Origin of the sequence: Aquabacterium sp. A7-Y, assembly GCF_026153205.1 — a bacterium.
GTDB lineage: Bacteria > Pseudomonadota > Gammaproteobacteria > Burkholderiales > Burkholderiaceae_C > Caldimonas.
This window is the reverse complement of sequence record NZ_JAPFBW010000016.1, coordinates 103,105-115,974: the sequence shown is the minus strand read 5'-3', so window position 1 is coordinate 115,974 and position 12,870 is coordinate 103,105. Positions and strand designations below refer to the sequence as shown.

Here is a 12,870-nt window from a genome sequence, read left to right as displayed (position 1 = left end):
TGACGCGCGCGGCGCGCGCGGCCTCGGTCATTCAATCGCCCAGGGGAGCTCCATCATCGTTGCATCAGTCGTTGGCGGCCCGACAAAGCGCACCGGATCGTCCGAGTCAGAGATCGAATGGCCTTTGGTCGTTGGCGCGCCCGCCGGCGCTGACCTGCAAGCCTGTCTCGGCGCTTTGCACGAGACCGTCGACCGGCGATTGCATGAAGTCGGCGCCATCCTGTTCCGTGGCTTTGCGGTGTCCGGCGAGCAGGGCTTTCAAAGGTTCGCGCGCTCATTCGGGCACCCCTTGCTGAGTTATGACTTTGCTTCGACGCCCAGGTCGGCGGTCGAGCAGGGGGTCTACACCTCCACCGAGTACCCGGCGCACCAGTCGATCCCGCTGCACAACGAGCAGTCGTACACCTTGCAGTGGCCCATGAAGATCTGGTTCCACTGCATGCAACCCGCCCTCAGCGGCGGCGAAACGCCGATTGCAGACAGCCGTCGCGTCTACGCGCGCCTCGACCCTCGGCTGGTCGAGCGTTTCGCCCGCAAGCGGCTCCTGTATGTGCGCAACTACGGCAACGGGCTGGACCTGCCGTGGCAGCGGGCCTTCAACACCGAGGACCGCGCGGCGGTGGAGCGCTACTGCGCCGCGCAGCAGATCGAGTTCGAGTGGAAGGCCGACGGCGAGCTGCGCACGAAGCAGGTCTGCCAGGCCGTGGCCCGCCACCCGCTCACCGGCGAAATGGTGTGGTTCAACCAAGCCCATCTGTTTCACGTCTCCGGTCTCGCAGCCGCCGTGCGCGAGGCGCTGCTGGAGGTGGTGGACGACCCGGTGGAACTGCCGCGCAACGTGTATTACGGCGACGGCAGCCCCCTCGAAGAGCAAGCGCTCGACGAGGTGCGCGGCGTGCTCGACGAGACCAGCGTGCACTTTCCCTGGCAGCAGGGCGACGTCCTGATGCTGGACAACATGCTGGTGGCGCACGGGCGCCGTCCTTTCACGGGCCCGCGGCGAGTGGTCGTCGCGATGGCCGAAGCCTTTCAGGAAGCCCATGTTTGACCTTCGTTCGACGCCCGCCGACCTGGTCTCGGCGCTGCGCCGTCGCGCTTTGCTGCATCCCGAACGCACCGCGATCGACTTCCTCGGCGACGGCGAGCACGTCACCGAAAGCCTGAGCTACGGCGAGCTGGATCGGCGTGTGCGCGCGCTGGCCCAGGTGCTGCAGGACGCCGCGGCCCCCGGCGAGCGCGCGCTGCTGCTGTTTCCCTCCGGCCTGGACTACGCCGCCGCCTTTTTCGCCTGCCTCTACGCGGGTCTGGTGGGCGTGCCGCTGTACCCGCCCGAGACCGGACAGGCGCAGGCGGTCAAGCGGCTGTTGAGCGTCGCGCAGGATGCGCGGCCCGCTCTGGCGTTGACCGACGTGGCGGGGCTCGAGGCGCTCACGCAGCACGAGCTTCACCATCCCGGCATGCGTGTCGTGGTCACGCCGGCCTGCTGCGGCGATGCCGAAGCCTGGCGCGAGCGCCGGGTCGAGCCCGACGATCTGGCCTTCCTCCAATACACCTCCGGCTCGACGGCCAGCCCCAAGGGTGTGAGGGTCAGTCACCGCCATCTGCTCGCGAACCACGTCGCGATGGCCGAAGGTCTCCAGGAAGGTCCCGAGGAACGTTATCTGAGCTGGCTGCCGCTGTTCCACGACATGGGGCTCATCTTCGGCCTGCTGCAGCCGCTGTTGTGCGGCCGGCCCCTGGTGCTGATGTCGCCCAAGCGTTTCATCGAGCGCCCGCGCCGCTGGCTGGAGGCCGTGTCGCGTTATCGCATCACGATGTCGGGCGGACCCGACTTTGCCTACCGCCTGTGTGCCGATCGCGTTCGCCCGGCCACGGTCACGGGGCTCGACCTGTCGTGCTGGCGGATCGCCTTCTGCGGCGCCGAGCCGGTGCGGCACAGCACCTTCGAGGCCTTCCGCCGTCTGGCAGAGCCGCTCGGCTTCTCGGCGCGCAGCTTCTGCCCCTGCTATGGATTGGCCGAAGCGACGCTGTTCGTGTCCGCCGGCCCGGATACCGGGATGAAGGCGACGGTGTTCGACACCGCCGCGCTGGCTCGCGGCGTGGCCGAGCCTGCCGCGCAGGGCACGACCCTGGTCGCGTGCGGCACGACCGTGGACGGGACCGAGGTGCACATCGTCGAGCCGGACAGCGGCCGCCTGTTGCCGGAGGATCAGGTCGGCGAGCTCTGGGTGCGAGGCCCGACCGTGGCTGGCGGCTACTGGGGGCAGGAGCTCGCCACGCGGGCGACTTTCGCGGCCCGCGACAGCGAGGGGCGCGACAACTGGCTGCGCACCGGCGATCTGGGTTTTGTGCACGGCGGCCAGCTCTACCTCAGCAGCCGGCTGAAGGACCTGGTGATCCTGCGCGGGCGCAACTTCTATCCCCAGGACATTGAGCTCGAGATCGAGTCGCGCGTCGCCGGTGTGCGGCCGGGGCGGGTGGCGGTCTTCGCCGCCGAGCTGGCCGACAGCGAAACGATCGCTGTCGCCGCCGAAACCGCGCGACTGCGTCCCGGCGAGGGCGATCACGCCAGCGTCATCGAGTCGATCCGGCAAGCCGTCGCCGAGGCCTTCGGCGAGCCGGTCGGGGCCGTCGCGCTGCTCAAGCCCGGAACGCTGCCGAAGACCTCGAGCGGCAAGCTGCGGCGCTCGGCCTGCCGGGATGGCTGGCACACCCAGACGCTGGAGACGTTCGCGGTCTACCGTGCGGATCTCGGCGCCGCGGCGCATGCGCCCGCCGCACTCGGTACCGACACCGAACGACGTCTCGCCTCGCTGTGGGGCGAGCTGCTCGATCTCGACCAGGTGATGGTCCACGACAATTTTTTCGCGCTTGGCGGCCAGTCGCTTTTGATGACCCAGCTGGCCGCCCGCCTGCGAACCGACTTCGGCGTGGCGCTGCCGCTGGCTTCGTGTTTCACCGCGGCCACGCTGGGAGAGCTGGCCCGCCGCATCGACGAGGCGCCCCGCATTCCGGCAACGACCGGCCTGCAGGCGCGTCCCGGGGAGACGCAGGACCGGACACTGCCTTTGTCGTATGCGCAGCGCCGGCTGTGGTTCCTGCAGTCGCTCGAGCCCGACAGCGCCTTCTACCATGTGGCGGTCGGCCTGGCCTTCTCGGCCCCGGTCGATCCGGCCCGCCTGCAAGCCGCGCTCGACACGCTGGTGCGGCGCCACGAAGCGCTGCGCACGGTGCTGGTGGACGAGGCTGAAGGACCGCGCCAGAAGGTGCTGGCCGCCATGGCGGTGCCGCTGATGCAGCGCAAGGGTGGCGACGAGCGTGTCCGGCAGCAGCAGGTGAACGCGGTGCTGTCGGTGCCGTTCGACCTGGCGCGCGGGCCGCTGCTGCGTGCCCTGCTGCTCGACGCCGACGGCCACGAGCCAAAGCTCGTGCTCGCGATGCACCACATCGCGGTCGACGGCGCGGCCCTCAAGCCGCTGCTGGCCGAGCTGGCCCTCAGCTACGCGGGCGCCGAGCTGCCGCCCGTGCCGCTGCAATACGGCGACTTCGCCCTGTGGCAGCAGGCCGAGCTGGCGCCCCGCTTGCCCGCGCTGATCGAGGCCTGGCAGGCGCAACTGCTCGATGCCCCGGTGCTCACCACCCTGACGCCCGACCAGCCGCGCCCGCCGGAGCAGTCGCACCGCGGCGCCTGCCTGAGGCTGCAGCTGCCGGTGTCGCTCCTCGAGGCCCTGGAGCAGTGGGCCCGGGGCGAGCGCGCGACCCTCTTCATGGCGCTGTTCGCGGCTTATGCCGCGACGCTCGCCGAAGCCAGCGGCCAGACCGATCTGGTGATCGGCACCGACATTGCCAACCGGCACGAACCGGGCAGCGAAGGCATCGTCGGATTTTTCGTCAACCAGTTGCCGGTGCGCTGCCGGGTCCCCGCTGCTCCCGGCCCCGGCCCCTGGCTGACGGGAGTCCGCGACACGCTGCTGGCCGCCTACGCGCTGCAGGACCTGCCCTTCGACCAGCTGGTCGAAGCGGTGCGGCCGCCGCGCAGCCTGGCCCATGCGCCGGTGTTCCAGACCAAGTTCGTGTTCCAGGACGCCCCGCCGGTCCACCAGCTCGCGCCCGGGCTGTCGATGACCCCCTTCGACATTCCGCGCGAGACGGCCGAGCTCGATCTGCTGTTCGATCTGTCGCGCGAAGCGCGAGGCGTGGCGGTGCGCATCGAGTACGCCACCGACCTGTACCGGCCCGACACCGTGGCCCGCTTCGCGTCGCGTTTCGTCGCCCGCCTGGAAGCCTGGGCGGCGAAGACCGAGCTGCCGCAGCCCGCCCGCAAGGCCCTCGTGCGCCGTGCCGCACGGGCCGTCGATCCCACGGAGCAGACCCGATGAGCGACACCTCCCTGTCCCCCGAACGACGCCCGCGGATCGGTGCGGTACGCCGACAGGCGCTCGCGCCGAGCGCCGACACGCTGGTGCGTTTCACGCCGCCGGCCGAGGGCCGGTCGCTGCCGCTGCTGTGCGAGCCGGTCCTGCCCGGTGTCGACCTCGCGGCCTGGGCCGCGGGTCGCCGCGAGGAGGTCGAACGCCTGCTGCTGCAGCACGGCGCGCTGCTGTGGCGTGGTTTTGCGGTCGATGGCGTGGCGGGTTTCCACGACGCCGTCGGTGCCCTGTCCGAGGGCGCACTGCAATACCAGTTCCGCGCCTCGCCGCGCACGCAGGTCGACGACACCCGGCATGTCTACACCTCGACGGACTATCCGGCCGACGAGAGCATCTTTCCGCACAACGAACACTCCTACTCGCCGGTGTTCCCGCGCAAGATCTTTTTCTACTGCGACGTGGCCCCGGGGGAGGGCGGCGAAACGCCGATCGGCGACACCCGCACGGTGCTGCAGCGCGTTCCGCACGACATCCGCGAGCGTTTCACGCGCGAGCGCATTCTGTACGTGCGCAACTACGGCGACGGCTTCGGCCTGCCCTGGCAGACCGTGTTCCAGACCGACGACCGGGGGACGGTGGAGGCGTACTGCCGCCAGCAAGGCATTCGTGTCGAGTGGAAGAGCGGCGACCGCCTGCGCACGCGCCAGATCGGCCCGGCCGTCGTGCGTCACCCGCAGACCGGCGAAGCCGTGTGGTTCAACCACGGCACCTTCTTCCACGCGACCACGCTGCCGGCCAGCGCGCGGGACGCCCTGCTGGCCGAGTTCGGCCCCGAGGACCTGCCGCAGAACACCTTCTATGGCGATGGCACGCCGATCGAGCCCGAGGTGGTCGAGCTGCTGCGCAGCATCTACCTGGAGGCGATGGTCAGCTTCCCGTGGCAACGCGGCGACGTGCTGATGCTCGACAACATCCTGGCGCTGCATGGGCGCCACCCTTTCCGCGGCCCGCGCCGCATCTTGACTGCCATGGCCGAGCCGATGCGCGCCGCTGACCTCGCGCTCGCTGCAGCGCCGACGGAGCAGGCATGACCCAGACCGCAGGCTTTCGCCTTTCAGTCCAGCAACTCTCGGCGTGGCAGAGCCAGTCCGCCGACCTCTGCGGTGCACGCGGGGTGTTCGCGATGCCGCGGGGTGCCACCCCGGGCGATGTGCGCGCCGCACTGAGCGCCATCGCCGCCCGCCACGAAGTGCTGCGCACCCGTCTCGACAGCGTGGCCGGCGTGCCGCTGCAGTTCATCGAGGACCGCCCCGCGCTGCACTGGGAAGAGCGGGTCGGGCCGCTACCCGCTTCCCTCACATCGCAACGCCACCCGCGTGGCGCCGCACTGGCCGCCACCTGGTGGGTCGGCGAACGGGACTGCAGCCTGTGTTTGTCGGTCGACGGCCTGCACGGCGACGCCCGCACGCTGCAGCGGGTCGCCCAGGAACTGCTGGACCGGCTGAACGGCCGCCGCGCCGACGCGGAGGTGGTGCAGTACGCCGACTACGCCCAGTGGCAGCACGAGCTGGTCCAGGCCGAGCCTGCGGCGGCCGCCTTCTGGCAGGCGCGCCGGCCGCTGCCGCTCGGCCGCCTGCCCCTGGAGCAGCCGGCCTCGGGCGTCTTCGAGCCCCGCACGTTGAGGCTGCCGAGCTTCGCCGGGCTGCATGAAGCGCAAGCCTTTGCGGCCTGGGCCTTGCTGCTGGCACGCCATCTCGACCAGCCCACCCTGAACATCGGCATCGTGGATGCCGGGCGCAGCGACGAGTTGACCGACGCCTGCGGGCCCTATGCCCGCGTGCTGCCGCTCGCGCTGCCCTACGATGCCGAACAGCCCTGGGCGCCGTGGTGCCAGACGCTCGGGCAGGCGCGCATCGAGGCGCTCGCTCAGGCCGAGGGACTGCCGGTGTTCGAGGGCGAGATCGCGCTGCAGTACCGTGTGGCCGAGGCCACCGAGGAGGCCGGCCTGCTGGCCGTCGAGGCGCCGTTCCGGCTGCGCCTCGACCTTCACCTCGGCGCCGCGGGCGCGCAGCCCGCCCTCAGCTACGACGCGGCCCGCTTCGCCCCGGAGGCGGTCGAAGCCCTGGCCGCTCAGCTGTCGACGCTGCTGCTCAGTGTGCCGGCCGCCTCGGAGTCGCTCGGCCGCATCTCCTTGCTGCCCTCCAGCGCCAGCCACGCTTCAAAGGGCCCCAGCCCGGGCCTCGACGCCACGCACGACCTCACCCTGCATGCCCTGATCGAGCGCCAGGCCGCGCAGACCCCGGACCGCCCGGCGCTGGCCTGCGGGGACAAGATGCTCGACTACGCCGAGCTGAACCGGCGCGCCGACGCACTCGCCGCCCACCTGCTGGCCGCCGGTGCCGGGCCCGACCGCATCGTCGGTGTCTGCCTGCCGCGTTCGGTCGATCTCGTCGTCACCTTGCTCGGCGTGCTGAAGTCCGGTGCCGCCTACCTGCCGCTCGACCCGGGCTACCCGGTGGAACGGCTGGCCTACATGGCCAGCGACAGCGGCGCCTGCTGTGTCGTTGGCGACGCCGGCACGGCCGGGCGGCTGGCATGGCAGGTGCCGGTGGTGCGCATCGACACGCCGGCCGCACCCGCAGCAGCGCTGCAGGCCCGCAGGCCGCACCCCGACCAGCTCGCCTACCTGATCTACACCTCCGGCTCCACCGGGCGGCCCAAGGGCGTGGCCATCACCCACCGCAACGCCTGTCACTCCACACTGGCGCGCCACCACTGGTACGAACGCCCGGTGTCGGCCTACCTGATGCTGTCGTCGGTCGCTTTCGACAGCTCGGTGGCCGGCATCTTCTGGACCCTCACGCAGGGCGGTCTGCTGGTGCTGCCGGAGGACGAGGCGCACCGCGACGTCGGCGCCCTGGCGCGCCTGGTCGAGCAGCACCGCGTCTCGCACCTGCTCGCGCTGCCCTCCTTGCATGCGCAGCTGCTGGATGCCGAGCCCGGCCGGCTGAGCTCGCTGACCGACGTGATCGTCGCCGGCGAAGCCTGCCCGGCGTCGCTGGTGCAGGCCCACCATCGGGCCTTGCCGGGCGCCGCCTTGTTCAACGAATACGGGCCCACCGAAGTCAGCGTGTGGAGTGTCGCCCACCGCACCCGCGACGGCGAAGACCCGGTGCCCATCGGCACACCCATCCCCTTCGTCGAGGCCTGGGTGCTCGACGCGGCGTTGCAGCCGCTGCCGGCCGGCGTGCAGGGCGAGCTCTACCTGGCGGGGCCTGCCGTGGCGCGCGGCTACCTGGGGCGCGCCGGCCTGACGGCCGAGCGTTTCGTGCCGCATCCCTACGCCGAGGGGCAGCGCCTGTATCGCACCGGCGACCGGGTGCGCCAGAACGCCTTCGGCCAGATCGAGTTCCTGGGCCGGACCGACCAGCAGGTCAAGGTCCGCGGTTTTCGCATCGAGCTGGGCGAGATCGAGGCCCGGCTCGCCGAGCACCCCGCGGTGCGCGAGGCGGTGGCCATCGTTCGCGAGGACAGCCCCGGCGAACGGCGGGTGGTCGCCTATGTCGTGCCGGCCGGCGCCGCACCGCAGGCCGACAGCTTGCGCCAGCACCTGCTGCGTTCGCTGCCCGAGCACCTGCTGCCCAGCGCCTATGTGAGCCTGGCGGCCTTCCCGCAAACGCCCAACGGCAAGCTCGACCGGGCTGCGCTGCCGGCGCCGGAACGCGCCCAAGGGGCCGCTTTCGTGGCTCCGCGCAACGTGACCGAACAGCTGGTCGCGGCCATCTGGGCCGACCTGCTGAGCGTCGAAGGGATCGGCGTGCACGACAACTTCTTCGAGTTGGGCGGTCACTCCCTCGTGGCGACCCAGGTCGTGACGCGGCTGCGCCGCTGCTTCGGCATCGAGCTGCCGGTGCGCGAGCTGTTTGCCGCGCCGACGGTCGAAGGCCTGTCCCTCGCGGTGGAGCGCCAGCGCGGCCGCAGTGCGCCGTCCTTGCCGGCGCCGATCGAGCCGCTCGCCAGCCGCCAGGCGCTGCCCCTGTCCTTTGCTCAGCAGCGCCTGTGGTTCCTCGCGCAGCTCGACCCCGAGGACAGCGCCTACCACATCCCCGGTGTGCTGAAGATGGCCGGGCGCCTCGACGTCGAGGCCTGGGCCATCGCGTTCGAAGCGCTGCAGGCCCGCCACGAGGTGCTGCGCACCCGTTTTCCGGCCGGCGCCGACGGCCGGCCCCAGGCGGTCGTCGACCCGGCACCGACAGCGCGACTCGAAACGATCGACCTGTCTGGCGCGGCCGATCCCGAGGCCGAAGCCCAGACGCGCGCCCTGCGAATCGCGGCGATGCCCTTCCAGCTCGACCGAGGGCCGCTGCTGCGCGCCGTGCTGCTCCGGCTGGCGCCCGAGCAGCATCACCTGGTGCTGGTGATGCACCACATCGTCTCCGACGGCTGGTCCACCGAAAGGCTGCTGCAGGACTGGAGCGAGCTGTACCTGTCGACGCTGGACCCGCAGGTCAAGCCGCCATCGCCCCTGCCGCTGCAATACGCCGATTACGCCAGCTGGCAGCGCCGCCAGCTTTCCGAAGACGTGCTGGCAGGCGAACTGGCGCACTGGCGTGAGGTGCTCGGCGACGAGCAGCCCCTGCTGGCACTGCCGACCGACCGGCCCCGGCCCGCGGTGCTGTCCGGCCGCGGCGACCGTGTGCTGGTGCGGCTGCCGTGCTCGCTGGCCGACCGCGCGAAGGCGCATGCGCAACGCCGCAACGCCAGCCTGTTCATGCTGCTGGAAGCCGCCTTCGCGACGCTGCTGGCCCGCCATGCAGGGCAGGACGACATCCGCGTCGGCACCCCGGTCGCAGGGCGCGACCGCCTGGAGCTCGAGCCCCTGGTCGGCCTGTTCGTCAACACCGTCGTGCTGCGGCACCGCCTGACGCCGAGCACCGATCTGAACCAGCTGCTCGACGCCACCCGCGAGCGTGTGCTCGACGCCAGCCAGCACCAGCAGCTGCCGTTCGAGCGCCTGGTCGATGCCCTGGTGCCCGACCGCGACCTCAGCCACGCGCCCCTGTTCCAGGCCATGTTCGACATGCAGACCGAGCGTTATGCGGCCCTGTCCCGCCTGCCCGGCCTGGAGGTCGAGCTGCAGGCGGTGGAGCTGCCGACCAGCAAGTTCGACCTGTCGCTGAACTGCCGCGACAGCGGCGACGGCATCGAGTGCTGTTTCGAATACAGCACCGACCTGTTCGAACGCGCCAGCGTGGAACGCCTGGCCCAGCACTACCGGGTGCTGATCGAGGCCGCGTTGAGCGCCCCCGAACGCCCCCTGGCCGACCTGCCGCTGCTGGGCGCCGACACACAAGCCCTGCTGTGCCGGGCGCCCACCCGCGAGTTGCCGGTGGCGCAAGGTTTCGCCGCGCTGTTCGAGGCCGTGGTGCAAGGGCAGCCGCACGCCCTGGCGGTCTGCGACGGCCTCCACTCCCTGCGTTACGCCGAGCTGGCTCAGCGGGCGCGCCGCCTCGCCGCCGCGCTGCAGCACGCCGGAGCTCGGCAGGACCGGCTGGTCGCCATCCTGTTGCCGCGTTCGGTCGACTACCTCCTCGGCATCGTCGCGAGCCAGCTGGCCGGCGCCGCCTGGCTGCCGCTCGACACGAGCTTGCCGAGCGCGCGCCTGGCCCAGATGGTGTCGCTGGCGGCGCCCGCGGTGCTGGTGGCCGAGGCCGGCTGCCCGATCGCGGCGCAGCTGTGTGCCGCGCTGGAGCAGGCGCCGCACCGGGTGACGCCGGATGCCGAGGTCGAGCAGGCGCTGCTGCCGGTGGCGCCGCATCCGCAGCAGCTCGCCTACGTGATCTACACCTCCGGGTCCACCGGCACGCCGAAGGGCGCCATGGTGCCGGCCGGCGCGATGCTCAACCACCTGCTCGGCAAGATCGAGCAGCTGGCGCTGACGCCGGCCGACCGTATCGCGCAGACCGCGTCGCCGTGTTTCGACATCTCGGTGTGGCAGTTCCTCACCGCGCTGCTGTGCGGGGCGCGGGTGCAGATCGTGCCGGACGCCGTGGCACGGGATCCGGCCGCCTTGCTGCGCCTGGTCAACACCGAGGGGCTGACCGTGCTCGAGAGTGTTCCTTCGCTGATGCGCGGCATGCTGCTCGACAGCTCGGCCCCTGCTCAGCTGCCGGCGCTGCGCTGCCTGCTGCCCACCGGCGAAGCCTTGCCGCCCGAACTCGCCCGCCAATGGTTCGAGCGTTATCCCGGTGTGCCGCTGCTCAATGCCTACGGGCCGGCCGAGTGCGCCGACGACGTCGCGATGCACCGGCTCGACGTCGCGCCACCGGCCGGTCTCGCCCATCTGCCGATCGGCACCCCGACGGTCAACCTGAGGCTCTATGTCGTGAACGACGCGCTGCAGCTGCAGCCGCCGGGCACGACGGGTGAACTGGCGATCGGCGGCGCCGGCGTCGGGCGCGGCTACCTGGGGGATGCCGCACTGACCGCCGAGCGTTTCGTGCCCGATCCCTTCGGGCCGCCCGGCAGCCGCCTGTACCGTTCGGGCGACCTCGCGCGCCAGGCGGGTGACGGCGTGCTCAGTTTCGTCGGCCGGCGCGACCACCAGCTCAAGATCCGCGGCTATCGGGTCGAGCCCGGTGAAATCGAGGCACGCCTGCTGCAGCACGAGCAGGTCCGGGCGGCCGCCGTGCTGGCCGCGGGCGAGCCGCCGCGCCTGGTGGCCTACCTGGCCGGGCAGGCCCCCGATGGCGAGGCCGACCACCTGCGTCACTTCCTGGCGGAGCAACTGCCTGACTTCATGGTGCCGGCGGCTTTCGTCTGGCTGCCCGAACTGCCCCTGAACGCCAACGGCAAGCTCGACCGGGCGCGCCTGCCCGCGCCCGATTTCGCCCAGGCCAGCCGCCCACAGGCGGCACCGCGCAACGCCATCGAACAGACGCTGGCCCGCATCTGGGCCCAGGTGCTGGGCCTGCCCGAGGTCGGCATCACCGACAACTTCTTCGCGCTCGGCGGCGACTCCATCCTGAGCATCCAGGTGGTGACTCAGGCGCGTGAAGCCGGGCTCAAGTTGACGGCTCGGGCGATCTTCCAGCACCAGACCGTGGAGGCCCTGGCGGCGGCCGCCGAACCGGCCCGGCCCCTCGCGGAGCGGGCGGCGCCCACCGGCGAGGTGCCGCTGACGCCGGTCCAGCATGCCTTCTTCGAGCTGGCGCCGCCCAACCCGCACCATTGGAACCAGTCGGTGCTGCTGACGCCGAGCCATGCACTGGAGGCCGAGCGGGTGGCCGCCGCGCTGCAGGCGCTGGTCGCTCACCACGACGCGCTGCGCCTGCGCTTCCGGCGCGAAGAGGGCCTCTGGATGCAGCGTCACGCCGACGTCGAGGACGCGACGCTGCTCGTCACCCGCCAGGTGCAGGACGCCGCGGCCTGCCGGCAGACCTGCGACGAGGTGCAGGCCAGCCTGGACATCGAACACGGCCCGCTGCTGCGCGCCGCCCTGATCCAGCTGCCCGGCGGTGAGCAGCGCCTGCTGTTCGCCGTGCACCACCTGGTCATCGACGGCCTGTCGTGGCGCACGCTGCTTGCCGACTTCGCCACTGCGCTCAAGGCCTGGCCGCAGCCTGCGGCCCTGCCGCGCCGCGGCGCGTCCTTCCAGGACTGGGCGGTGCAGCTGCTGCAGCGCACCCGCAGCGGCGAGTTCGATGCCCAACTGCCGTTCTGGCGTCAACAGCAGGCACCCGCCCTGCCGGTCGAACAGCCGCAGGGCAGTCGGCTGGAACGAGACATCGAGACCGTGCACGTCGCGCTCGACCGCCCGGCCACCGAGCGTTTGCTGCAGAGCGGCCGGCAGCGTGCCACGCCGGATGATTTCCTGCTGACCGCGCTGGCCAGTGTGCTGTTGCGCTGGAGCGCGACCGATGCGCTCCTCGTCGAACAGGAAAGCCACGGGCGGCCCGACGACCTGGAGGTCGGCCGCACGGTCGGCTGGTTCACGTCCGCCTACCCGCTGCGGCTGGCGCCGGACCTGCAGGCGCCGCCCCTGGCGCAGTTGAAGCAGGTCAAGCAGGCCTTGCGCGACGTGCCGGAGCGCGGCGTCGGCTTCGGCGCGCTGCGTTACCTCAAACGCGCCTTGCCGGCGGTGCGGCCCTCGGTGGCGTTCAACTACCTGGGCCAGCTCGACGCCAGCGTCGATGGCCAGGGGTTCACCCGGCTGGAGACCGACAGCGGCCGGCTCTACGACCCCCGCACCCCACGGCATCAGGAGTTCGACCTCAACGCCTATGTGCTCGACGGCCGGCTCCAGCTCGACTGGGGCTACAGCTGCCAGCGTTATGCCCGCAGCACCGTCGAAACACTGGCGGCGCGTTTCATCGAGCAGCTCACCGAGCTGCTGCAACTCGCCGAGACCGACGCTGGCGAGCTGCTGACCCCGCAGGACTTTCCGGAGGCCGCGCTCGATGCGGCCTCGCTCGACCAATTGCTGGAAGGAATGGAGTGA

At 71.5% G+C, this 12,870-nt stretch carries 4 protein-coding genes; all 4 read left to right on the top strand.

The features are described from left to right. Nucleotides 1-112: 112 nt before the first annotated feature. The 4 genes from OOT46_RS16110 to OOT46_RS16095 are packed head-to-tail and all read left to right on the top strand — an operon-like array spanning nucleotide 113 to nucleotide 12,870. Nucleotides 113-1,048 (top strand): TauD/TfdA family dioxygenase, encoded by a 936-nt coding sequence (locus OOT46_RS16110; RefSeq protein WP_416136205.1) that lies wholly within the window; start codon nucleotides 113-115, stop codon nucleotides 1,046-1,048. Beyond that, nucleotides 1,041-4,379, top strand: a complete 3,339-nt coding sequence (locus OOT46_RS16105; RefSeq protein ID WP_265404639.1) for a condensation domain-containing protein — start codon at nucleotides 1,041-1,043, stop codon at nucleotides 4,377-4,379. The genes OOT46_RS16110 and OOT46_RS16105 overlap by 8 nt, the downstream gene beginning before the upstream one ends. Beyond that, nucleotides 4,376-5,461 carry a TauD/TfdA family dioxygenase gene (locus tag OOT46_RS16100; RefSeq protein WP_265404638.1) on the top strand — a complete coding sequence of 362 codons (1,086 nt, stop codon included), beginning with the start codon at nucleotides 4,376-4,378 and terminating at the stop codon, nucleotides 5,459-5,461. The genes OOT46_RS16105 and OOT46_RS16100 overlap by 4 nt, the downstream gene beginning before the upstream one ends. After that, the gene (locus tag OOT46_RS16095; RefSeq protein WP_265404637.1) at nucleotides 5,458-12,870 is read left to right on the top strand and encodes a non-ribosomal peptide synthetase; all 7,413 of its coding nucleotides are present in this window, start codon (nucleotides 5,458-5,460) and stop codon (nucleotides 12,868-12,870) included. The genes OOT46_RS16100 and OOT46_RS16095 overlap by 4 nt, the downstream gene beginning before the upstream one ends.

Excerpts from the sequence above, each read along its gene's own strand:
- OOT46_RS16095 (WP_265404637.1), top strand. The coding sequence starts at position 5,458 with ATGACCCAGACCGCAGGCTTTCGCCTTTCAGTCCAGCAACTCTCGGCG.
- OOT46_RS16105 (WP_265404639.1), top strand. The coding sequence starts at position 1,041 with ATGTTTGACCTTCGTTCGACGCCCGCCGACCTGGTCTCGGCGCTGCGC.
- OOT46_RS16100 (WP_265404638.1), top strand. The coding sequence starts at position 4,376 with ATGAGCGACACCTCCCTGTCCCCCGAACGACGCCCGCGGATCGGTGCG.